This is a genomic window from Streptomyces sp. NPDC000134, assembly GCF_042899225.1.
GTDB lineage: Bacteria > Actinomycetota > Actinomycetes > Streptomycetales > Streptomycetaceae > Streptomyces.
In genome coordinates, this window is the sequence record NZ_JBIAZN010000010.1 from 276393 (window position 1) to 298787 (window position 22395).

16 protein-coding genes and 1 pseudogene are annotated in these 22395 nt (G+C 74.5%); 6 read left to right on the forward strand and 11 right to left on the reverse strand.

All coding sequences use genetic code 11. The features are described 5' to 3' along the window. Positions 1 to 54: 54 nt before the first annotated feature. The 4 genes from ACFY32_RS17625 to ACFY32_RS17640 form a co-directional block, all read right to left on the reverse strand. A complete protein-coding gene (locus tag ACFY32_RS17625) occupies positions 55 to 564 on the reverse strand; it encodes an O-acetyl-ADP-ribose deacetylase (protein WP_359197232.1) in 510 nt (169 codons plus the stop codon). Next, entirely contained in the window at positions 561 to 1970 is a 1410-nt protein-coding gene (locus tag ACFY32_RS17630) for an NAD(P)/FAD-dependent oxidoreductase (RefSeq protein ID WP_359197349.1), read from the reverse strand. Before ACFY32_RS17630 ends, ACFY32_RS17625 begins: the two co-directional genes overlap by 4 nt. Before the next feature lie 318 nt (positions 1971 to 2288). Beyond that, positions 2289 to 3137, reverse strand: a complete 849-nt coding sequence (locus ACFY32_RS17635; protein WP_390674631.1) for an inositol monophosphatase family protein — start codon at positions 3135 to 3137, stop codon at positions 2289 to 2291. Between the two features lie 86 nt (positions 3138 to 3223). Next, a complete protein-coding gene (locus tag ACFY32_RS17640; RefSeq protein ID WP_390674632.1) occupies positions 3224 to 5059 on the reverse strand; it encodes a gamma-glutamyltransferase family protein in 1836 nt (611 codons plus the stop codon). A gap of 564 nt (positions 5060 to 5623) precedes the next feature. Between ACFY32_RS17640 and ACFY32_RS17645 the strand changes: the two genes are divergently transcribed. The 3 genes from ACFY32_RS17645 (at position 5624) to ACFY32_RS17655 (ending at position 8951) form a co-directional block, all read left to right on the forward strand. Beyond that, a complete protein-coding gene (locus tag ACFY32_RS17645; RefSeq protein ID WP_390674633.1) occupies positions 5624 to 6061 on the forward strand; it encodes a carboxymuconolactone decarboxylase family protein in 438 nt (145 codons plus the stop codon). A gap of 32 nt (positions 6062 to 6093) precedes the next feature. Next, positions 6094 to 7680: a GMC oxidoreductase gene (locus tag ACFY32_RS17650; protein ID WP_390674634.1), complete on the forward strand. Its 1587-nt coding sequence runs from the start codon at positions 6094 to 6096 to the stop codon at positions 7678 to 7680. 206 nt (positions 7681 to 7886) lie between these two features. Continuing rightward, positions 7887 to 8951: a biotin/lipoate A/B protein ligase family protein gene (locus ACFY32_RS17655; protein ID WP_359197247.1), complete on the forward strand. Its 1065-nt coding sequence runs from the start codon at positions 7887 to 7889 to the stop codon at positions 8949 to 8951. Positions 8952 to 9057: 106 nt separating this feature from the next. Here ACFY32_RS17655 and ACFY32_RS17660 read toward each other — a convergent pair whose 3' ends face one another. Further along, complete coding sequence (locus tag ACFY32_RS17660; RefSeq protein WP_390674635.1) at positions 9058 to 9702, reverse strand: response regulator; 645 nt, start codon at positions 9700 to 9702, stop codon at positions 9058 to 9060. On the opposite strand from ACFY32_RS17660, the pseudogene ACFY32_RS17665 reads away from it, so the two are divergent. Continuing rightward, positions 9668 to 10186 (forward strand): annotated as a pseudogene (locus ACFY32_RS17665) (DNA-binding protein); the annotation flags it as partial. The gene ACFY32_RS17660 and the pseudogene ACFY32_RS17665 sit on opposite strands and share 35 nt — an antisense overlap. Before the next feature lie 170 nt (positions 10187 to 10356). Continuing rightward, positions 10357 to 11025 (forward strand): hypothetical protein, encoded by a 669-nt coding sequence (locus ACFY32_RS17670; RefSeq protein WP_359197252.1) that lies wholly within the window; start codon positions 10357 to 10359, stop codon positions 11023 to 11025. Positions 11026 to 11077: 52 nt separating this feature from the next. Here ACFY32_RS17670 and ACFY32_RS17675 read toward each other — a convergent pair whose 3' ends face one another. The 5 genes from ACFY32_RS17675 to ACFY32_RS17695 form a co-directional block, all read right to left on the reverse strand. Beyond that, positions 11078 to 12100 (reverse strand): TIGR03842 family LLM class F420-dependent oxidoreductase, encoded by a 1023-nt coding sequence (locus tag ACFY32_RS17675; protein ID WP_390674636.1) that lies wholly within the window; start codon positions 12098 to 12100, stop codon positions 11078 to 11080. Positions 12101 to 12148: 48 nt separating this feature from the next. Beyond that, on the reverse strand, positions 12149 to 13552 hold the full coding sequence (gene hydA / locus ACFY32_RS17680; RefSeq protein ID WP_359197258.1) for a dihydropyrimidinase: 1404 nt from the start codon (positions 13550 to 13552) through the stop codon (positions 12149 to 12151). A gap of 28 nt (positions 13553 to 13580) precedes the next feature. Continuing rightward, a complete protein-coding gene (locus tag ACFY32_RS17685) occupies positions 13581 to 14864 on the reverse strand; it encodes an aspartate aminotransferase family protein (RefSeq protein ID WP_390674637.1) in 1284 nt (427 codons plus the stop codon). Next, the gene (locus tag ACFY32_RS17690) at positions 14861 to 15703 is read right to left on the reverse strand and encodes a nitrilase-related carbon-nitrogen hydrolase (RefSeq protein ID WP_359197264.1); all 843 of its coding nucleotides are present in this window, start codon (positions 15701 to 15703) and stop codon (positions 14861 to 14863) included. The genes ACFY32_RS17685 and ACFY32_RS17690 overlap by 4 nt, the downstream gene beginning before the upstream one ends. Positions 15704 to 15864: 161 nt before the next feature. Continuing rightward, entirely contained in the window at positions 15865 to 17364 is a 1500-nt protein-coding gene (locus ACFY32_RS17695) for a hypothetical protein (RefSeq protein ID WP_390674638.1), read from the reverse strand. 397 nt (positions 17365 to 17761) lie between these two features. Between ACFY32_RS17695 and ACFY32_RS17700 the strand changes: the two genes are divergently transcribed. After that, positions 17762 to 20293: an ATP-dependent Clp protease ATP-binding subunit gene (locus tag ACFY32_RS17700; protein ID WP_359197270.1), complete on the forward strand. Its 2532-nt coding sequence runs from the start codon at positions 17762 to 17764 to the stop codon at positions 20291 to 20293. Positions 20294 to 20369: 76 nt separating this feature from the next. Here ACFY32_RS17700 and ggt read toward each other — a convergent pair whose 3' ends face one another. Next, entirely contained in the window at positions 20370 to 22187 is a 1818-nt protein-coding gene (gene ggt / locus ACFY32_RS17705; RefSeq protein WP_390674639.1) for a gamma-glutamyltransferase, read from the reverse strand. Positions 22188 to 22395 lie beyond the last annotated feature (208 nt).

Genomic DNA, 22395 nt, shown 5'->3' on the forward strand with positions numbered 1-22395 from the left:
CGTGCGCGGGCGGGGGTGGTGCGGGCCGGGGCGGGGGTGGGGCCGGGCGGGGGGTCAGCCGAGTCGTCGGGTGAACGCCTCGTGCGCGCGGGCGTCGAAGAGGACGAACCGGACCTCCTCGACGGCGGTCGGCGTGGCCCGTACCGTCTCCACGGCGATGCGGGCCGCGTCGTCCATCGGCCAGCCGTAGACACCGGCGGAGACGGCCGGGAACGCGACCGTGCGGGCGCCCAACTCGTCGGCGACGCGGAGGCTTTCGCGGTAGCAGGAGGCGAGGAGGGCGGAGCGGTCCTCGGTGGCGGACCAGACCGGGCCGACCGTGTGGATCACCCAGCGCGCGTCCAGCGCACCGGCGGTGGTGGCGACCGCCATGCCGGTGGGCAGGCCCTTGCCGTACCGCGAGGCGCGCAGTCCTCGGCACTCGGCGAGGATCTCCGGGCCGCCCCGGCGGTGGATGGCGCCGTCGACGCCGCCTCCGCCGAGGAGGGAGGAGTTGGCCGCGTTGACGATCGCGTCGGCGCTCTGCAGGGTGATGTCGCCCTGGACCAGGGTGATGGCGGTCATGTCTGCCGCAGCCTCCGCCAGACGGCCTTCGCCGCGTTGTGCCCGGACATGCCGTGCACGCCGGGGCCCGGCGGGGTGGACGAGGAGCAGATGAAGACGGCCGGGTGCGGGGTGGAGTACGGGAACAGGGACAGTTTCGGGCGGAGCAGGAGCTGGAGTCCGGAGGCCGCGCCGGAGGCGATGTCCCCGCCGACGTAGTTGGCGTTGCGGGCGGCCAACTGGGGCGGGCCGGCGACGGCGCGGGCGAGGACCCGGTCGCGGAAGCCGGGGGCGAAGCGCTCCAGTTGGCGTTCTATCGCGTCGGTGAGGTCACCGGTCCAGTTGTTGGGGACGTGGCCGTAGGCCCAGAAGACCTGTTTGCCGGCGGGGGCGCGGGTGGGGTCGGCGACGCCGGGCTGGGTCGTGATGAGGAACGGCTTGTCCGGGGCCCGGCCCGCGCGGGCCGCCGCGTGCAGGGCGGCGCCGATCTCCGCGCTGTCCGCGCCGATCTGCACGGTGCCGGCGGTGCGGGCCTCCGGCGCGGTCCACGGGACCGGTCCGTCCAGCGCGTAGTCGATCTTGAAGGCGGCGGGGCCGTACCGGAAGGTGTCGTAGTGGTTGCCGAGGCCGGCGATGCGGGCGAGGGCGGTGGGTGAGGTGTCGAAGACGTAGGCGCGGGCGGGCGGCAGGTCGTCCAGGCGCTTGACCTCGTAGTCGGTGTGGACGGTGCCGCCGAGGTCGAGGAGGTGGGCGGCGAGGGCGTCCGAGATCGCCTGCGAGCCGCCGCGGGCGACGGGCCAGCCGCGGGCGTGCGCGGCGAGGGCGAAGACCAGGCCGACGGCACCGGTCGCCAGGCCGCTGAGCGGGGCCATCACGTGCGCGACGAGCCCGGCGAACAGGGCCTTCGCCTTCTCGTCGCGGAACCGGCGGATCAGCCAGGTCGACGGGGGCAGCCCGGCCAGGCCGAAGCGGGCGAGGGTGACCGGGTCCCGCGGCAGGGCGCTGAGCGGCAGGGACATGAAGTCGCGGACGAGGGTGTCCCAGCGGGGCAGGAACGGCTCGACCAGTCTGCGGTAGGTGCCCGCGTCCCGGGGGCCGAAGGAGGCGGCGGTCTCGCCGACCGAGCGGGACAGCACGGCGGCGGAGCCGTCGGGGAAGGGGTGCGCCATGGGCAGCGGGGCGTGCAGCCATCGCAGGCCGTAGCGCTCCAGGGGCAGGGCGCGGAACGCCGGTGAGTTGATGGCGAGGGGGTGCGCCGCGGAGCACGGGTCGTGCCGGAAGCCGGGCAGGGTCAGCTCCTCGGTGCGGGCGCCGCCGCCCACGGTGTCCCGGGCCTCGAAGACGGCGACGGAGAAACCGCGCCGGGCCAGCTCCACGGCGGCCGTCAGCCCGTTCGGCCCCGCCCCCACCACGACCGCGTCCAGCATCGGCACCTTCGGACCCCTTCGTCAGCCGACGGCCACTCGGATCAGGATAGGCCCGAGCACCGGCGGGCACGGGGGCCGGGGGACACCGCCGCCGGGCGCCGGCCGTCACGGAGGCCGACGCACACCGCCGCCGGGCGCCGGGGTGCACCGCCGCCGGGCACGGACGGACAGGGGTGCGGGCGCGTACCGCTGGGCGGGCATCGGCAGGCACCGGCGCGAAGGGGCACCCACCGGCCGCCCGCCGACAGGCACCGGCGCCAGAGCGCGCCGCCGGACGGGCACCGGCGCCGGAGCGGGCCGCCGGACGGGCCCGGCGGATCAGGCGGCCTCCCCCGAGAGCAGGGCCACCAGGCGGCGGGCGGTGGCGGCGTCGCGGGCGGCGGTGAACGGCAACTCGTTGCCCCCCGTGACGCGGAAGGGCTCGCCCGTGACGGTCAGGTGGGTGCCGCCCGCCTCCTCGACGAGCAGCAGGCCCGCCGCGTGGTCCCAGGCCGCCTCCCAGGAGAACGCCACCGCGTCGCACTCGCCGCGGGCCACGGCCAGGTACTCCAGTCCGGCCGAGCCGCAGGGGCGGGGTGCCACGCCCGGGGTGCGCAGGGCGAGCAGGGCACGCTTCTGCTCGTCCGTGGTGTAGTCCGGGTGGGAGGTGGCGACCCGCAGGTCACGGCCGGGCTCCGGAGGGCCGGCGTGCAGTCGCTCGCCGTCCAGGTGGGCGCCCCGGCCGCGGACCGCGGTGGCCAGCCGGTCGAGGGCGGGCGCGTACGTCCAGGAGGCGCGCACCACCCCGCGGTGGGCGAGCGCGACGAGCGTGCAGAAGCCGGTCTCGCCGCGCACGAACTGCCGTGTCCCGTCGACCGGGTCGACGATCCACACCGGCGCCCCGCCCCGTATCGCCTCGTAGGAGGCCGGGTTGGCGTGCACCGCCTCCTCGCCGACGACGACCGAGCCGGGCAGCAGGGCGGGCAGCGCCCCGGTCAGGATCAGCTCGGCCTTGCGGTCGGCGTCGGTGACCAGGTCGTGCGGCCCGGTCTTCTGGTCGACCTCGTGCTCGGCGAGCCGCTGCCAGCGCGGCATGACCTCCTGGGCGGCGGCCTTGCGGACCGCTTCCTCCACGTCATCGGTGTGCCGGGCGAGAAACTCGTCGATGGTTTCGTTGTCCTCGATCATGTGTCCATGAGACCACGCGGCACTGACAATCCCCGCCCGGCCGGTGCACACCAGGTGGAATCGTCACGAACACCGGGTGCGCGGCCCTAGCGGCCGACGGCGTACCCCTGCATGCCGCGGGGGTTCGCCGCCGCCGAGAGCACGCCGGTGCGGGGGTCCCGGGCGACGGCGCAGAGGCGGCCCTCGGACCAGGGGTCGCCGAGCAGGACGTCGTGTCCCCGGCGGCGCAGTGCCGCGACGACCTCGGCCGGCGTCCGAGCCTCCATGGTCACGCTGCCCGGTCGCATGCCGCGCGGGAAGAAGGAGCCGGGGAAGCTGTCGTTGTGCCAGTTGGGGGCGTCGATGGCGCCCTGGAGGTCGAGGCCGCCGCGGACCGGGCCGCGCAGCGCGACCGCCAGCAGGAAGTGGAGCTGCCACTGGTCCTGCTGGTCCCCGCCGGGTGTGCCGAACGCCAGGACGGGTTCGCCGTCGCGCAGGGCCAGGGAGGGCGTGAGGGTGGTGCGGGGGCGGCGGCCGGGGGTGAGGGAGTTCGGCAGGCCCTCCTCCAGCCAGGTCATCTGCAGCCGGGTGCCGAGCGGGAAGCCCAGTTCGGGGACGACCGGGTTGGACTGGAGCCAGCCGCCGCTGGGCGTGGCGGCGACCATGTTGCCCCAGCGGTCCACGACGTCCAGGTGGCAGGTGTCCCCGCGCGTGCCGCCGTCGGCGGCGACGTCCGGCTCTCCCGGCACCGGGGAGGCCGGGGACTTGGCGACGGTCGGCTCCCCGATCCCCAGCGCGTCGAAGGCCGCCCCGTCGGGCACCGCGACGGCCGCCACGCACGCGTGGGCGCTGAGCCGCGGGGTGCGCCCGCCGGGGCTGCCGGGCCGCAGCTCGAAGGAGGCCCGCGGGCCGATCAGCGTCCGCCGCGCGGCGTTGTACTCGGCCGACAGCAGGTCGCCGAGCGGGACGTCGGCCGCGTCGCCGTACCACGCCTCCCGGTCGGCCATGGCGAGTTTGCAGCCCTCGACGAGCAGGTGGACGTAGTCGGCGGAGCCGTAGGGGGGCAGTTCGGGCGGGAGCAGGGCGAGCTGCTGGAGCAGCACCGGTCCCTGGCTCCAGGGCCCGGCCTTGCACACCGTCCAGCCGTTCCAGTCGTACGTCGCCGGCGGCTCGTAGGTCGCGCTCCAGGCGGCGAGGTCGGCGGCGGTGAGGGTGCCGGTGTGGTGCTCGCCGCTGGTGTCCAGGGTGGGGCGGGCGGCCTGCCGGACCAGGGCCTCGGCGATGAACCCGGTGCGCCAGACCTCGCGGGCGGCCTCGATCCGGGCCTCCCGGTCGCCGGCCCCTTCGGTCCGGGCGAGCAGGCGCTTCCAGGTGGCGGCGAGCGCGGGGTTGCGCAGCAGCTCGCCGGGGCGGGGCGGGTGCCCGCCGGGCAGGTAGACCTCCGCCGACGACGTCCACCGCGTCGCGAACAGCTCGCGTACGGTCGCCACGGTCTCGCCGACGCGCTCCACGGGCGCGTGCCCGTGTTCGGCGTAGCCGATGGCGTACTTCAGGACGTCGGCGAGGGACTTGGTGCCGTGGTCGCGCAGCAGCAGCATCCAGGCGTCGAACGCGCCGGGCACGGCGGCGGCGAGGGGGCCCGTGCCGGGGACGAGGTCCAGTCCGAGGCCCCGGTAGTGCGCGACGCTCGCCCCGGCCGGTGCCACGCCCTGACCGCAGAGCACCCGTACCTCGCCGCCCGCCGGGGCGATCAGTATGGGCACCTCTCCGGCGGGCCCGTTGAGGTGCGGTTCGACGACGTGCAGGACGAACGCCCCGGCCACGGCGGCGTCGTAGGCGTTGCCGCCGTCCTCCAGCACGGCCATCGCGGACTGCGAGGCGAGCCAGTGGGTGGAGGAGACCATGCCGAAGGTCCCCTGGAGGGTGGGGCGGGTGGTGAACACGGGGCTCTCACCTCACTGTCTGCTGTACCGGCCAGGACGTCGGGCACGCGGGGCGGGCCCCGGGGGCGGGCCGGCCCGGGGAGTTTCCGCCGGTGCCCGTCCCGAGGGGCCCGTCCCGCCCGCTCCCGCAGCAGGCTATCGGCGCAAGGGGCGCGGGAGTTGACGGGTGACGCCGGATCGGCCGCACCGTCGAGGAGCCGGCCGGCGGGACCTGGGGCTGAGCGCGGCTCGTGTCTCGAATACACCCGCGGGCCGGGTCCGGGCGGCGGGCGGGTCCCGGTCGCCCACCATGTCACCCGCGCCCCGTCCCGCAGTCCCGCCACTGGAGCGGTGGGGGTGGCGGTCACTGCCGCCGCCTCACTGCGCACGCCTCACGGAAAGGGAAGCCGACGGGCGATGCCGAGCGCGCGCACGATCCGGGTCGGGACGGTGGTTTTCCGCCGAAACCTCCCCGTGCTCTTCCCCTCCCGCCGACGGTGATCTGTACTTTTCGGGTGACAGGATTCCCCCGCACATGCCGCATTTCCCGCGGCCGGACGTTCGGGCCATGGGGAGGGTGCGCACATGGTGAATGACGGCGGCCCGGACAGCCCTTCCGCGGAGACGGCGGAAACCCGTCACCCCACCGCGGTCGAGGTCGCGGGCGAGGCCGCGGTGAGGCAATTCATCGAGGAACTCGCCCCTGTCGGGAGCCACATCGCCGACCTCGTCCTGGACACCGCGTTCGAGAAACTGCACGCCGATCCCGTACTGAGTCACGGTGAACGGGAATTGATCACACTCGCGGTACTCGCCGCACTCGGCGGTACCACCGAACAGCTCAAGCTGCACCTGCGTATCGCCCACCGCCTGGGAGTGAGCCCGGAGAGGGTGATCGCGGTATTCACCCACACCGGCGCCTACGCCGGATTTCCGCGAGCGCTGAGTGCGATCGAAGTGGCGAAGGACTACTACGGGCAATTGGGCCTGTTGCCGCTCCGCCGGGACCACCCCCGCGCATAAACGTTCCTCCCCCACCGCTGAAGGGTGGCCCCATGTCGCTGCGGAAGCTGATCCGAGGGCACATCGCGAAGCGCGGAACCGGCTCGCGGCACGCTCCGGCCGCGGAAGCCGCCTCCGCCCGGGAGGAACGCCATGACGTCGTCATCGTCGGCTCCGGGATCGGCGGCGCCATCACCGCCTGCCGCCTGGCCGAGGCCGGCGTCGGCTCCGTGGTGCTGGAACGCGGCCGGCACTGGCCCCTCGACCCGAAGGGAGGCACCTTCCCGCACTTCCCGTCGATGGACCGCCGGCTGATCTGGCTGGACGACGACTCCACCCCCTTCCCCCCGCTGCGCGACGCACCGTGGTCGACCCTGTTCACGGCCGTGGAGGCAGCCCTGCCACGGTCCACCGGGCTGCTCGACGTCGTGACCGAGGAACCGGCGGTGATCGTGTGCGGCGCGGGGGTCGGCGGGGGGACGCTGGTGTACGGGGCGGTGCTGGCCCAGCCCCCCGAGCCGGCCTTCCGGGCCGTCTTCCCGGCGCTCGACCACGACCGGTTCGACCAGGTCCACTACCCACGGGCCCGCGACTGGCTGGACGCCGCCCCGTTCCCGGCGGACCTGCTGGACGAAGCTCCCTACACCGCGCACGCCCTGTTCGACCGGGCGGCACGCGCCACCGGCCTGCCGGTGGAGACGATCCGCAGCGCCTTCGACTTCGACGCCGTACGGGACGAACTGCGCGGCACCCGGCCGCGGGCCGCGACAGTCGGCCAGTACCACTTCACCGGCTGCGACAGCGGGGCCCGCGCCAGCGTCGACCGGACCTGCCTGGCCCGCGCACGGGCCACCGGGCTGACCTCCGTGCGCGCCCTGCACCGGGTGACGTCCCTGGAGCAGGACCGGCCCGGCGGCTACCGGGTGCTCGCCGAGCACCTCGCGGAGGACGGCACGGTCGTCGACCGGGTCGTCTTCCGGTGCGGCCGGCTGGTGCTCGCCGCCGGTGTGCACACCCCGCGTCTGCTGCTCGCGGCCCGCCGGGACGGCGGCCTGCCGCACCTGCATCCGTCCGTCGGCGAGGGGTGGGGGGCCAACGGCGACCACCTCGCCGTCGTCCACACCTCCGGCCTGCCCGCGGACACCGTCCAGGGGGGACCCTCCGCGACGATGGTGCACGACGCCACCGGGACCGTCGGCCTGATGCACTCGCCGCTCGCCGCGCCCCTGAACGCGGGCGGGATGGTGCTGCTCGGGATGGGGACGGCCGACCGGTTCGGCAGGTGGACGACCGGCCCGGACGGCCGGGTCCGGCTCGACTGGGACGCCCGGTACGAAGCGGGGGCCAGGGCACGCGCCGAGGACCTGATGCGGGAGGTGACCGGGCTGCTGCCGGACGCCGGCCTCACCCCGGTCAACCCTTCCCGGCCGGTCGTCACCCACGCGACCGGCGGAGTCCGGCTGGGCACGGTCACCGACTGGCACGGCAGACTCCGCGGACATCCCGGCCTCTACTGCCTCGACGGCGCCCTCCTGCCCGGCACCACCGGGAGCGTCAACCCGGCCCTGACCATCGCCGCGGTGGTCGACCACTGCCTGGACGGCATCATCGACGACTTCCGGGACCAGCGGCTTCCGTGAGGGGCGCGCAACCGGCGGGCAGCTCCAGCGAGCCGTCGGCGACGGGGGCGGACCGGGACCGTCCGCCCCGCTCGCCCGCACGACCCCCCAGTGCCTCACCTCCACCGCCGGGCCGTTCCTCGTCACCCTCGTGTGAGCCGGGGCCGGGAACACCCCGGTCCGCGCCGTCGTTCCCCTTCTGTACCGGAACATGCGGAGGCGGATCAGTGCACGGTGAGTACAAGGTGCCCGGCGGCAAGCTCGTCGTCGTGGACGTGGAGGTCGAGGACGGTGTGCTGCGTCACGCGCGTGTGGCGGGCGACTTCTTCCTCGAACCGGACGAGGCGCTCGACGCGGTGAACGGCGCGCTGGAGGGCGCCCCCGCGGACACCGACGCCGCCGGCCTGGCCGCCCGGATCGACGCGGCGCTCCCCGAGGGCACCGTGATGTACGGGCTGACCTCGGAGGGCGTCGGCATCGCCGTGCGCCGCGCCCTGGCGCACGCCACGGACTGGACCGACTACGACTGGCAGTTGATCCACGAGGGGCCGCAGCCGCCCGCCCTGCACATGGCGCTGGACGAGGTACTGACCGCCGAGGTCGCCGCCGGCCGGCGCCCCCCGACGCTCCGCGTGTGGGAGTGGGCCTCCCCCTCGGTGATCATCGGCAGCTTCCAGTCCCTGCGCAACGAGGTGGACCCCGACGGCGCCGCCCGGCACGGCGTGGAGGTGGTGCGCCGGATCTCCGGCGGCGGCGCGATGTTCGTCGAGCCGGGCAACACGATCACGTACTCGCTGTCCGTGCCCGAGGCGCTGGTGCAGGGCCTCTCCTTCCAGGACAGCTACGCCTATCTCGACGACTGGGTGCTGGGCGCCCTCGGTGACATGGGCATCCGGGCGTGGTACCAGCCGCTGAACGACATCGCCACCGACCAGGGCAAGATCGCGGGTGCCGCGCAGAAGCGGATGGTGGGTCCCGGCGGCGGCCCCGGTGCCGTGCTGCACCACGTGACCATGTCGTACGACATCGACGCCGACAAGATGGTCGAGGTGCTCCGCATCGGCCGCGAGAAGCTCTCCGACAAGGGCACGGGCAGCGCCAAGAAGCGCGTCGACCCGCTGCGCCGGCAGACCGGCCTGCCCCGCGAGGCCGTCATCGACCGCATGATCGACTCCTTCCGCGGCCGGTACGGACTGGTCCGGGGCAAGGTCACCGACGAGGAGTCGGCCCGCGCGGAGAAGCTGGCCCGCGAGAAGTTCTCCTCGCCGGAGTGGACGGCCCGGGTGCCGTAGGCCGCCCCGCGCGCCTTGCGGCCCCGGTGCCGTCAGCGGCGTCGCGCGTTCGCGTGACCGGTCCGCGCCCTCGCCCGCGCCCTCGCCCTCGCCCGAGCGGTGGTCGTCACCCGGTCGTGCGGGCGCTCACCAGTCCCGTCTCGTAGGCGAAGACGACGAGTTGGGCGCGGTCGCGGGCGCCCAGCTTGGTCATGGCCCGGCTGATGTGCGTCTTGGCGGTCAGCGGGCTGATGACCATGTGGGCGGCGATCTCCTCGTTGCTCAGCCCCCGCGCGGCGAGGGCGGTGACCTCGCGTTCGCGGCGGGTGAGGTGTTCCAGGCCGGGCGCGCCGGTCCGGTCCGGGGGGCGGGAGACGAACTCGCCGATCAGGGTGCGGGTGACCGACGGGGACAGCAGGGCCTCTCCGCGCGCCACCACTTCGATGGCCTGGAGCAGGTCGGCCGGCTCGGTGTCCTTCAGCAGGAAACCGCCCGCGCCCGCCCGCAGCGCGTCGAAGACGTACTGGTCGAGTCCGTAGTTGGTGAGGATGACGACGCGGACGGCGGCCAGCGCCGGGTCGGCGGCGATCCGGCGGGTCGCCTCGATCCCCGTCATCACCGGCATCTGTACGTCGATCAGGGCGATGTCCGGCACTTCGGCGCGCACCAGCTCCACTCCCCGCAGGCCGTCGGCCGCCTCGCCGACCACCTCGATGCCCTCCTCGGCGTCGAGCAGCGCGGCGCTGCTGACCGAGAAGCTGCTGCCGGGCAACGCGGAGAAGCTGCGCGCGGTACGCAGCCTGGGGGGCCGCACGCTGTCGCGCACCGTGCGCCGCACCGCGGTGCCGGGCGCCGCGCTGGCCCTGCTGGACGATCCGGGCCCGGGGCCTCAGTGGGCCGCCGGGACGGCCGTCGGACCGGCGTACGCGGCGCTGCGCACGGCGGCCCTGCGGGGCGAGGGCCTGCTCGGTCCCGAGGAGAAGTCCCTCGTACGGGCGGAGCTGGCACGCTGGGACGGCGGGCATCCGCCGCTCTCCCCCGACGGCTTCCCGAGCCGGCGGGAGCGGCCGGGCGCACGGCTGGTGCTGCTGGCGGCGCTAGCGCCGTACCGGATCACCGACGAGGACGTGGCGGCCTGGCGGCGCCCGGAGCACACCGACCACTGCCTGGTGCACCTGGTGGCCTACGGCGCGTTCGGCGCCGTCGACCGGGTGGAGACCGCGCTGTCCGCGCGCTCGGCCCACCGCGCCCCGTAACCCCGGCCGGGCCGCGTGTCACCGGCCGCCGGTACGGGGGTCCGGCACGCCCGTGTCACCGCCCGGGTACGGAGCGAGTTCGCCCTTCCGCCGCACCGGGAGACGTGTGACACTGACGTCCCGTCCGCAGTGCGGACCCTCTCCGCACCGTCCCCCCCGAGAAGTGCGCCGTGCGTTCACTGCCTCTGCCGCTCGCCCTGACCGCGCGCCTGGCCCCCGTCGCCGTGCTCGCCACGGCGGGCTGGGCGCTGTCGTCCGGCCCGGACACCACCTCGGCCGCCACGCCCGAGCCGTCGCCGCGGGCCACCCGGCCGTCCGCCTCGGCACCGGCGACGCGGGCCGCGGCGAAGACGTACGCCGCGGCCCCCGATCCCTGCGCGAGCCTGGCGAAGAAGACGGTGACCGCGCTGGTGCCGGGGGCGAAGCCGGCCGGCAAGGAGATCCCGTCGACCGACGCCGAGGTGCGCCGCACCTGCTCCTGGAACGCGCTCAAGGGCTACGACTACCGCTGGCTCGACGTCTCCTTCGAGCTGTCGGAGACGGACGAGGAGGCGCTGACGACGTACCGGGAGCGGATCGCCGAAGACAGCGGCGGCGGCGAGGTGCCCGGTCTCGGCGACGCGGCGTACTCGGTGGTCGAGCTGACCACCGAGGACAAGCAGCAGACCCGCGAGGGCACGGTGGTGGTCCGCGCCGCCAACGCGCTGGTGGTCATCACGTACGACGGCAGCGACTTCGAGTCGAAGAAGGCACCGGGCACGGACACGATCAACAAGGGCGCCATCAAGGCGGCGAAGGAGGCGGTGGCGGCGCTGGAGGGGACGGCCGCCGCCGGCTGAGCTGCCCGGCCGGTCCTCTCGCGCGGGGCCGGCCCCGGCCGTCGCGGGGGGTTCAGGCGCGCAGTGCGGGGATGACGTGGCTGCCGTACTCCTCGATGACCTTCTCCCGCGCGTCGTGCATCGCGTACACCGCGAACTGGTCCACGCCCAGCTCACGCAGCGCGCGCAGCTTCTCGACGTGGGCGGCGGGCGGGCCCAGGAGGCAGAAGCGGTCCACGATCTCGTCGGGGACGAACGCGCTGTCCGGGTTGCCCGAGCGGCCGTGGTGGGTGTAGTCGTAGCCCTCGCGGGCCGCGATGTACTCCGTCAGCTCGCGCGGCACCAGTTCCGAACGCTCGCCGTACCGGGCGACCAGGTCGGCGACGTGGTTGCCGACCATGCCGCCGAACCAGCGGCACTGTTCGCGGGCGTGGGCGAGGGACCGGGGCGAGTCGTCGGGGGTGACGTAGGCGGGGGCGGCGACGCAGATCGTCACCTCGGCCGGGTCGCGGCCGGCGGTCACGGCGGCGTCCTTGACGGTGCGCACCATGGACTCGGTGAGGTAGAGGTCGGCGAGCTGGAGGATGAACCCGTCGGCCTCCGCCCCGGCCATCCGCAGCGCCTTCGGCCCGTACGCGGCCATCCAGACGGGGAGTTCGGCGCCGGGCCCGATCCAGGGGAAGCGGACCTTCGCGCCGTCGCCGAGGTCGGCCTCCTCTCCCCTGCCCAGCGCCCGGATGACCTTCATCGCCCGGCTCATCCGGGCCAGCGTGTTCGGACCCCGGCCGGCCACCCGCATCGCGGAGTCGCCGCGGCCGATGCCGCAGATCGTGCGGTTGCCGAACATGTCGTTGAGGGTGGCGAAGGAGGAGGCGGTGACCTCCCAGGTGCGGGTGCCCGGGTTGGTGACCATCGGGCCGACCGTGAGCTTCGTGGTGTTGGCGAGGATCTGGCTGTAGATGACGAACGGTTCCTGCCAGAGCACGGCGGAGTCGAAGGTCCAGCCGTAGCGGAAGCCGTTCCGCTCGGCCCGTTTCATCAGGCTGACGACCCGGGAGGCCGGCGGGTCGGTCTGGAGGACGAGTCCGAAGTCCATGGGCGCCGCTCCTGGTTGTGGGGCCGGTACGGGCACGGGGGGCAGGGACTAGCGCAGGTACTGGCAGGTGGAGCGCGGGAGGTAGACGCCGTGTCCCTTGCGTCCGGTGAACTCCCGGTCGGTGACGACCAGTTCGCCGCGCGAGAGCACGGTCTCGACCCGGCCGGTGACGCGCCGGCCCTCGTACGCCGAGTAGTCGACGTTCATGTGGTGGGTCCCGGCGGAGATCACCTGCTCGGCGGCCGGGTCGTAGAGGACGATGTCGGCGTCGGAGCCGGGCGCGATGGTGCCCTTCTTCGGGTAGAGGCCGAACATCCGGGCGGGGGTGGCGCAGGCGATCTCGATCCAGCGGCGGCGGCCGATGTGCCCGTCGAGGACGGCCTGGTGGAGCAGGTCCATGCGGTTCTCGACGCCCGGCAGCCCGTTGGGGATCTTGGAGAAGTCGCCCCGGCCCAGCTCCTTCTGCCCGGTGAAGCAGAACGGGCAGTGGTCGGTGGAGACCACCTGGAGGTCGTCGGTGCGCAGGCCCCGCCAGAGCGCCGCCTGGTGTTCGCGCGGCCTGAGCGGCGTACTGCACACGTACTTGGCGCCCTCGAAGCCCGGCTCGGCGAGGTGGTCGGCGGACAGGAACAGGTACTGCGGGCAGGTCTCGCCGAACACCGGCAGCCCCTCGTCCCGGGCCCGGGTCAGCTCCGCGACCGCCTCCGCCGCCGACACGTGCACCACGTACAGCGGCGCCCCGGCGACCTGAGCGAGCCGGACGGCGCGGTGCGTGGCCTCCGCCTCCAGCAGGGCCTTGCGGACCTCGCCGTGGTAGCGGGGATCGGTCTCGCCGCGGGCCAGGGCCTGTTCGACCAGGACGTCGATGGCGATGCCGTTCTCGGCGTGCATCATGACCAGTGCGCCGTTCCGGGCGGAGCGCTGCATGGCGCGCAGGATCTGGCCGTCGTCGGAGTAGAAGACCCCGGGGTAGGCCATGAACTGCTTGAAGGAGGTGACCCCCTCCTCCACCAGCAGGTCCATCTCCTTCAGCGTCTCCTCGCGCACATCGGAGACGATCATGTGGAAGCCGTAGTCGATCGCGCAGTTGCCCTCGGCCTTGGCGTGCCAGGCGTCCAGGCCCTCGCGCAGCGACCTGCCCTTGGACTGGACGGCGAAGTCCACGATGGTGGTGGTGCCGCCCCAGGCGGCGGCGCGGGTGCCGGTCTCGAAGGTGTCGGAGGCGGAGGTGCCGCCGAACGGCAGCTCCATGTGGGTGTGGACGTCGACGCCGCCCGGCAGTACGTACTTGCCGCGTGCGTCGAGGACCCGGTCGGCGGTGAACGCCTCGGCGGCCGGGGTGCCGGTGGCGGCGAGGGCGGCGACCCGGCCGTCCTCGATCAGGACGTCGGCGTGGATCTCGTCCGAGGCGGTGACGACCAGGCCGCCCCGGACGACGGTACGCGTGCTCATGCTGCTCCCTTCGGTGCGGGCACGGCGGTCACAGGCTCATCAGGGCGCGTTCCAGGATCGCGGCGCCCTGCTCGGCCTCCGCGACGGTGAGGGTGAGCGGCGGGGCGATGCGCAGCGCGGTGGTGCCGTGCCCGCCGCCCTTGCCGATCAGCAGTCCCCGGGCGCGGGCCTCCTCCAGTACGGCGGAGGCGGCGGCCGGGTCGGGCTCGTCGGTGCCGGGCCGGGTCAGCTCGATGCCGATCATCAGCCCCCGGCCGCGTACCTCGCGGACGTGCGGCGCGTGGGCGGCGGCGGCCCGCAGCCGCTCGATGAGCAGTCCGCCGACCCGCCGGGCGTTGCCCTGGAGGTCGTGTTCCAGCAGGTAGGTGAGGTTGGCGAGGCCGGCGGCCATGGTGACCTGGGTGCCGCCGAAGGTGGAGATGCTGTTGGCGTCGAGGCAGTTCATGATCTCGGCGCGGGCGATGACCCCGCCGATGGACATGCCGTTGCCGATGCCCTTGGCGAAGGTGACGATGTCCGGCGGGCCGCTGCGGCCGTGTGCCTGCCAGCCCCAGAAGTGGTCGCCGGTGCGGCCCCAGCCGGTCTGCACCTCGTCGGCGATCCACAGCACGCCGCGCTCGTGCAGCACCTCGCGGAAGGCGGCGTACAGGCCGTCGGGCGGGGAGGTGAACCCGCCGACGCCCTGCACGGGTTCGGCGATCAGCGCGGCGGGCGGGCGGGTGTGGCCGAGCAGGTCGGTCAGGTCCTCGACGCAGGCGGCGATGAACTCCCGGTCGTCCAGGTGCGCGTACGGGCCGCGGGTGCGGACGCCGCCGTGCACGTACAGGGTCTGGAGCGGGGACAGGGAGGTCGGGGACCAGCCTCGGTTGCCGGTGAGGCCGACGGTGCCGAAGGAGCGGCCGTGGTAGCTGTTGCGCATCGCCAGCACGGTGTTGCCGCGCCGGTACGTGGTCGCCAGCAGCAGGGCGGTGTCGTTGGCCTCGGTGCCGGAGGTGGTGAAGAAGACCCGGGCGTCGGGGATGCCGCTCACCTGGGCGATGCGCTCGGCGAGGTCGACCATCGGCCGGTTCAGGTAGAGGGTCGAGGAGTGCAGCAGCCGTCCGGCCTGCTCGGCGACCGCCTTGCCGACCTCGGGCAGGGCGTGCGCGGTCATGGTGGTGAGGATGCCGCCGAAGAAGTCGAGGTACTTGTTGCCGGCCGCGTCCCAGACGTGCCGGCCCTCGCCGCGGGTGATCTCCAGCGGCTCCTCGTAGTACAGGGCGAGCCAGTCGGGCAGCACCGCCCGGTGCCGGCCCAGCAGGTCGTGGGTCACGGCCGCACCAGCCCTTCGTAGGCGTCGGGGCGGCGGTCGCGGTAGAACGCCCACTGCCGCCGCACCTCCTCGACGAGGCCGAAGTCGAGGTCGCGGACGAGGAGTTCCTCCTCGCTGTCACTGGCCGGGTCGCCGACGAACCGGCCGCGCGGGTCGACGAAGTACGAGGTGCCGTAGAAGTCGTTGTCGCCGTACTCCTCCTGGCCCACCCGGTTGATCGCGGCGACGAAGTACTCGTTGGCGACGGCCGCCGCGGGCTGCTCCAGCTTCCACAGGTGGGCCGAGAGGCCGCGGTGGGTGGCGGACGGGTTGTAGACCAACTGCGCGCCGTTGAGGCCGAGTTGCCGCCATCCCTCGGGGAAGTGCCGGTCGTAGCAGATGTAGACGCCGACCTTGCCCACGGCCGTGTCGAAGACCGGCCAGCCGAGGTTGCCGGGCCGGAAGTAGTACTTCTCCCAGAATCCCTCGACCTGCGGGATGTGGTGCTTGCGGTAGGTGCCCAGGACGGTGCCGTCGGCGTCGATGACGACAGCGGTGTTGTAGTAGAAGCCGGACCGCTCCACCTCGAAGACCGGGGCGACGACCACCATGCCGGTCTCGCGGGCCAGCTCCCGCATCCGGCGGACGGTCGGCCCGTCGGGGACCGGCTCGGCCCAGCGGTAGTGCCCGGGGTCCTGGACCTGGCAGAAGTAGGGGCTGTTGAAGACCTCCTGGAAGCCGATGATCTTCGCTCCCCGGCGGGCGGCCTCGCGGGCGTGCTCCTCGTGTTTCGCCACCATGGACTCGGTGTCGCCGGTCCAGGTCGCCTGCACCAGAGCGGCACGTACGACGTTCGCCATGAGCTGCTCCTTCGACGCGACGTCAGAGCCTCTACGCCCGTAGAGCAGGGCGTAGAGGGACGAACGTAAGCCTCCCGGACGGGCTTGCCAAGACCATCGTCGCCGAGCCGTGGTGTCGAACGCGTTTCGCACTCCGGTGGAGGAGCGGCCGTCGGCCGAGGTCAGGTGGCCAGTTGGGCCACCCGGAGCGCGTGCACCAGGTCCCAGTGGGTTTCCTCGGAGACGCCCCGGGCGGCGCGCAGCAACAGCGGTACGAGACGCGGCGGGTCGGGTGCGGCGCTGCGCGCGGCCTCCTCCGCGGTGCGGCCCCGGACGTAGGCGTCGAGCAGCACCCGGGCCTCGCGGTCGCGGCCCTCGGTGACCAGGCCGAGCACGCCGTGTCCGATCTCGGCGGCGGGGCGGGCGGTGCCGTGGCGCAGGATCTGCTCGCCGTCGGCGCCGTGCCCGGCCGCGGCGAGCGCGTCGGCGGCGGCGACCAGGCGTCCGGCGGGCAGCGACGCCGCCTCCCACAGCAGGGTCGCCCAGTCGGCGCCGAGTCCGGCCTCGCGCAGCGCGGCGGCGAGCAGCGGGAGACGGGCGGGAGGCCAGTGCGCGGCCTCGGCCAGCAGGGCGTGCGCCTCACCGGTGCGTCCGGCCCGGCGCAGCCCGGCCAGTCGGGCGACGGTACGGGCGACCGCCGCCCGGCCGTCGTCGCTCACCGGCTCCGCCGGGACGGGCGGCTCGGGTGTGCCGTCCGCCGCCCCGGCGAAACGCGCCCCGCGCGGGGCGCGCGCCCCGGCGGGCGGTACGGCGGGGGGTGGTGCGTCGGCGGGCGGTACGGCCATGGGGGCGTCCCCCTCGTCGGGCGCCATCCCGGCGAAGCGGGCACTGCCCCGGGGGCGCCTGCGGGGTTTGCTGTGCGTGGTCGGGCGGGGGGCGGGGGCGGGTGTGTGCGCGGGCGCGGGTATGTCGGAGGAGCGCGCGCCGGGGCGCGTTCGCGCGGGCGCCGGCTGGTCGCCGTACGCGTCCCGCGCGCCGCGCGTGCCCGCGGCGTCGGCGTCGGCGTCGGCGTCGGCGTCGGCGTCGGCAACGCGTAAGCCTCCGGAGCCTTCGGAGCCGCCGGCGAGGGCGTCCTCGCCGCCGTACCCGTCCCCGGCAGGGGCGCCCACGCCGCCGCGCCCGCCCAGCCGGGCCAAGCGCCCCCGGAGTTCCGCGCAGCGGGCCGTCGCGCGGGTGTGGTCGTCGCGGGCCCAGGCGAGGTCGAGGCGGAGGGCGTCGGCCTCCGCGCGGGTGGTCGCGGCGGCGAGGCGACGGCTCAGCGCGGCCTGCCGGTCGGCGGCGTACCGCTGCTCGCGGAGCATCGCGTCGAGCCGGTCCCCGAGGGCGTCCCGGACGCCGGGAAGGGCGTCGTGGGCGGCGAGCGCGGCGTCGTGCAGGGCGCGGGCCCGCTCCGCCTCCGCGGCGGCCGTCGCGGGCGCGTACCGGGCGGCGAGGTCCCGCAGCAGCGCCTCCACCACGTCCCAGGGCGGCACCTCGCGCCCGCCGAGGCAGGCCCGCATCCCGTCGGGGTCGCGCTGCCAGAACACCCCGCACCAGCCGTCGCCCTGGTCGAGGCGGTCCAGCAGATCCGTCAGGTAGTGCGCGAACTCCCGTACGCGGCCCGGCAGTTGTTCCACGGCCATCGTTCGACTCCCACCCACTGGAGCATCCGGTCCGGTCGGTAGGGAACACCAGCCGTGTTACAGCGCGGCTACGAAGAGTTTTCGGCGAGCGTCCTCGGGGCGCCCGGCGCCGGCCCGCACTCCTCGGCGAGCGCCGCTCGATGCTCACGACCGCCGTCCATGCTCCCTCGACAGGCGCACCCGACGCCCGCGCCCCTCCGCGGGCGCTGCGGACGCCCGCGCCCACCGGCCATACCCCTCCGCGGGCGCTGCGGATGCCCGCGTGGATCGATCGTGCCAAGGTGGTCAGGAGCGCGCCCCGGGGGTGCCCGACCGGCTCCGCCCCGGGTCACCCGACCTTGGCACGTCGATCAGCGAGGGCGTCCCGGACCGGCGCGGGACGCCGGATGGGAAGGCCATGACCAGCGGCTTCACCGGACCGGGGGACTACGACCCCTTCGCAGAGTTCTTCGCCCGCTTCTTCGGCGGCCCGCGCCAGGGTCCCCGCCGGATCGACATCGGCCGGCTGCTCAGCCAGCCGGCCCGGGAGCTGGTGCGGGGCGCCGCCCAGTACGCCGCCGAGCACGGCAGCCGGGACCTGGACACCGAGCACCTGCTGCGGGCGGCGCTGTCCAAGGAACCGACCCGGAGCCTGCTGAGCCGGGCCGGCGCCGACCCCGACTCGCTCGCCTCGCAGATCGACGAGCGGACCGGCCCGGCGCAGCACAGCCCCGACGACGCCCCGCCGCCGACCTCGCTCTCCCTGACGCCCGCCGTCAAACGGGCCCTGCTGGACGCGCACGAGCTGGCCCGCGCCTCCGGCACCGGGTACATCGGCCCCGAGCACGTGCTCAGCGCCCTGGCCGCCAATCCGGACTCGGCCGCCGGGCACATCCTGAACGCCGCCCGGTTCGCGCCCTCGGGCCTGCCGTCGGAGGCCCAGGAGGCCGGGCAGGGCCGCCCCGAGGCCCAGCGGACCTCCAACACCCCGACCCTGGACAAGTACGGCCGCGACCTCACCGACCTCGCCCACCAGGGCCGGATCGACCCGGTGATCGGCCGGGACGACGAGATCGAGCAGACCGTCGAGGTGCTCTCCCGGCGGGGCAAGAACAACCCGGTGCTCATCGGTGACGCGGGCGTCGGCAAGACCGCCATCGTGGAGGGCCTCGCCCAGCGGATCACCGACGGGGACGTGCCGGACATACTGATCGGGCGGCGTGTGGTGGCCCTCGACCTGACCGGTGTGGTGGCGGGCACCCGTTACCGGGGCGACTTCGAGGAGCGGCTGAACACCATCGTCGGGGAGATCCGCGCCAACTCCGACCACCTGATCATCTTCATCGACGAGCTGCACACGGTGGTCGGCGCGGGCGGCGGCGGGGAGTCCGGTTCGATGGACGCGGGCAACATCCTCAAGCCCGCCCTCGCCCGCGGCGAGCTGCACATCGTCGGTGCCACCACCCTGGAGGAGTACCGCCGGATCGAGAAGGACGCGGCCCTCGCCCGCCGCTTCCAGCCGATCCTGGTGCCCGAGCCGAGCACCGGCGACACCATCGAGATCCTGCGCGGTCTGCGCGACCGGTACGAGGCCCACCACCAGGTCCGCTACACCGACGAGGCGCTGGTGGCGGCCGTGGAGCTGTCCGACCGCTATCTGACCGACCGGCGCCTGCCGGACAAGGCGATCGACCTGATCGACCAGGCCGGCGCCCGGGTGCGGCTGCGGGCCCGGACCAAGGGCACGGACGTACGGGCCATGGAGCGCGAGGCCGAGCAGTTGGTCCGGGACAAGGACCAGGCGGTCGCCGACGAGCAGTACGAGGAGGCCATGCGGCTGCGGGACCGGATCACCGAACTGAAGCAGCGGATCTCCGAGCAGGGCGGCGACGGGCAGGCCGACGAGGGGCAGAACCTGGTCGTCGGCCAGGAGTCGATCGCCGAGGTGGTGTCCCGGCAGACCGGCATCCCGGTGGCCAGCCTCACCCAGGAGGAGAAGGACCGCCTGCTCGGCCTGGAGGGCCACCTGCACGAACGGGTGGTCGGGCAGGACGAGGCCGTCCGGGTCGTCTCGGACGCCGTACTGCGTTCCCGGGCCGGGCTGTCCAGCGCCGACCGGCCGATCGGCAGCTTCCTCTTCCTCGGCCCGACCGGCGTCGGCAAGACCGAGCTGGCCCGCGCGCTGGCCGAGGCCCTGTTCGGCAGCGAGGACCGCATGGTCCGCCTCGACATGAGCGAGTACCAGGAACGGCACACCGTCTCACGGCTGGTCGGCGCCCCGCCCGGGTACGTCGGGCACGAGGAGGCCGGGCAGCTCACCGAGGTGGTCCGCCGCCACCCGTACTCGCTGCTCCTGCTGGACGAGGTGGAGAAGGCGCACCCGGACGTGTTCAACATCCTGCTCCAGGTCCTCGACGACGGGCGGCTCACCGACTCCCAGGGCCGCACGGTCGACTTCACCAACACGGTCGTGGTGATGACCAGCAACCTCGGCTCGGACGTGATCACCCGCCGGGGCGCGACCCTGGGCTTCGGGCCGGGCGGCGCCGAGGCGGACGAGGAGGCCCGGCGCGAGCAGGTGCTGCGTCCGCTGCGCGAGCACTTCCGGCCGGAGTTCCTCAACCGCATCGACGAGATCGTGGTCTTCCGCCAGCTCAGCGGCGAGCAGTTGCGGCAGATCACCAGCCTGCTGCTGGACCAGACCCGGCGGATGGTCGCCGCCCAGGGCATCACGGTGGACTTCACCGACGCCGCCGTGGACTGGCTCGCCGAACGCGGCTACCAGCCCGAGTACGGCGCCCGCCCGCTGCGCCGCACCGTCCAGCGCGAGGTGGACAACGAGCTGTCCCGCCTCCTCCTGGACGGCCGCGTGTCCCAGGGCGGCCGGGTGACGGTGGACGTCGAGAGCGGACACCTGGTCTTCCGGACGCCGGTCGCGACCGTCCCCTAGGGGCGCGGGGCCGGGTCGTGTGATGCGGCACCGCCGGGTGGGCGCGGCACGTCGCGACGGCGCCGCACGGTGCGGCTCACCGGGCGGGCCGCACCACCATCGCCGAGCCGCCGCCGCGCCGTACCGTCTCCGCCGCGGCCAGCCACTTCCCGTCCGGCAACCGCTGCACCCCGGTCGCGGCGCCGATCTCGGGATTGAGCTTGAAGGAGTGCCCGAGCGCCTCCAGTCGCCGGCGCAGATCACTGTCGTACAGGCCGGGCTCCAGCTCCGTCTGCGCGGCGTTGCGCTGACTGGCGCGCGGCGCGGCGATCGCGTCGACCAGGGGCAGCCCCCGGTCGAGGAACCCGGTGAGGGTCTGCAGCACGGTGGTGATGATGGTCGCGCCGCCGGGCGAGCCGACCGCGACGACCGGCTTGGCGTGCCGGTCCAGCACGATGGTGGGCGCGATGGAGGAGCGGGGCCGCTTGCCGGGGCCGGGCAGGTTCGGGTCGTGGACCGCCGGGTTCGCCGGGGCGAAGGAGAAGTCGGTCAGCTCGTTGTTGAGCAGGAAGCCCCGGCCGGGCACGGTGATGCCGCTGCCGCCGGTCTGCTCGATGGTGAGCGTGTAGGCGACGACGTTGCCCCACTTGTCGGCCACCGTCAGATGCGTGGTGTTCTCCCCTTCGTACGTCGTCGGCGCCGCCGTCCCAGCGCCCGCGCAGGACGCCGGGTGCCGCGGGTCGCCGGGCGCGAGGGGGCTGGTGAGCGCGGCGTCGTCGCGGATCAGGCACTCGCGCGAGTCGGCGTACCGCTGGGAGAGCAGTTCCTTCGTCGGTACGTCCTCGAAGGCGGGGTCGCCGACCCAGCGCCCCCGGTCGGCGAAGGCGATGCGGCTGGCCTCGATGAAGCGGTGCAGGTACTGGGCCTTGCCGGCCTCGGAGAGGTCGGTGCGCTCCAGGATGTTGAGGGCCTCGCCGACCGTGGTGCCGCCGGAGGAGGACGGGGCGATGGAGTACACGCCCAGGCCCCGGTAGGAGGTGCTGGTGGGAAGCTGCAGCTTGGCGCGGTAGGCCGCGAGGTCCTTGGCGGAGAGGTCGCCGGGGCGGGCGTTCCAGCCCGAGCCGGGGTCCACGGGCGGCTTGTTGACGGTGTCGACGATGTCCTGGCCGAGGTCGCCCCGGTAGAGCGCGTCGACGCCCTCGCGGCCGAGTTCGCGGTAGGTGCGGGCCAGGTCGGGGTTCTTGAACGTGGAGCCGACGGCCGGGAGCCGGCCGCCCGGCAGGAACAGCTCGGCGGTGTCGGGGAAGTAGCGGAACCGGGTCTCGTTGGCGGCGGTCTGCGACCGGAAGGTCTCGTCGACGGTGAAGCCGTCGCGGGCCAGCCTCTCGGCCGGTTTCAGCAGCGTGCCCAGTGACCGGCTGCCCCACAGGTCCAGGGCTTTGTCCCAGGTGGCGGGCGTGCCCGGGGTGCCGACGGCCAGGCCGCTGCTGACCGCGTCGGCGAACGGGATCGGCTTGCCGTCCTCCAGGAACAGCCCGGAGTCGGCGGTGAGCGGCGCGGTCTCCCGGCCGTCGAGGGTGCGCACGGTACGGGACTCGGCGTCGTAGTACACGAAGTAGCCGCCCCCGCCGACGCCGGCGGAGTAGGGCTCGGTGACGCCGAGCGCGGCGGCGGTGGCGACGGCCGCGTCCACGGCGTTGCCGCCCTTGCGCAGCACCTCGATGCCGGCGGCGGAGGCGTCCGCGTCGACGCTGGCGACCGCGCCGCCGTAGCCGGTGGCGACCGGGACCTTGCCGGCCGGCCCGCGCGGCGCGGCGGGTGGCGCGTCGGTGGCGGGTGGCGCGGCCGCGCCCACCGACACGATGGCGGCCGAGACCGCCAGAACCGTCAGCTTCCGTGAGACAGGGCGACGCATCCGCACCTCCAGGGAACAGGCCGTCCGGGCAGCTTAGTTCATCGTCATGACCTCGTCAGGGGCGTACCGGACGAGTGCCCGCCTCCGCCCGCGCTCCGACCGACGACGTGCGCTCCATCGTCCCGGGTGCCACCGCCGCGGACGGCGGCGCCGCGCTGGGCCGGCCCACCCGTACCGCCGGGTGAACCCGCGGGGCCTCCTCCGCGTC

Excerpts from the sequence above, each read along its gene's own strand:
- ACFY32_RS17695 (WP_390674638.1), bottom strand. The coding sequence starts at position 17,364 with ATGGCCGTGGAACAACTGCCGGGCCGCGTACGGGAGTTCGCGCACTAC.
- ACFY32_RS17625 (WP_359197232.1), bottom strand. The coding sequence starts at position 564 with ATGACCGCCATCACCCTGGTCCAGGGCGACATCACCCTGCAGAGCGCC.
- ACFY32_RS17675 (WP_390674636.1), bottom strand. The coding sequence starts at position 12,100 with ATGGACTTCGGACTCGTCCTCCAGACCGACCCGCCGGCCTCCCGGGTC.
- ACFY32_RS17630 (WP_359197349.1), bottom strand. The coding sequence starts at position 1,970 with ATGCTGGACGCGGTCGTGGTGGGGGCGGGGCCGAACGGGCTGACGGCC.
- ACFY32_RS17645 (WP_390674633.1), top strand. The coding sequence starts at position 5,624 with ATGGTGAATGACGGCGGCCCGGACAGCCCTTCCGCGGAGACGGCGGAA.
- hydA (WP_359197258.1), bottom strand. The coding sequence starts at position 13,552 with ATGAGCACGCGTACCGTCGTCCGGGGCGGCCTGGTCGTCACCGCCTCG.
- ACFY32_RS17650 (WP_390674634.1), top strand. The coding sequence starts at position 6,094 with ATGTCGCTGCGGAAGCTGATCCGAGGGCACATCGCGAAGCGCGGAACC.
- ggt (WP_390674639.1), bottom strand. The coding sequence starts at position 22,187 with ATGCGTCGCCCTGTCTCACGGAAGCTGACGGTTCTGGCGGTCTCGGCC.
- ACFY32_RS17635 (WP_390674631.1), bottom strand. The coding sequence starts at position 3,137 with ATGATCGAGGACAACGAAACCATCGACGAGTTTCTCGCCCGGCACACC.
- ACFY32_RS17690 (WP_359197264.1), bottom strand. The coding sequence starts at position 15,703 with ATGGCGAACGTCGTACGTGCCGCTCTGGTGCAGGCGACCTGGACCGGC.
- ACFY32_RS17700 (WP_359197270.1), top strand. The coding sequence starts at position 17,762 with ATGACCAGCGGCTTCACCGGACCGGGGGACTACGACCCCTTCGCAGAG.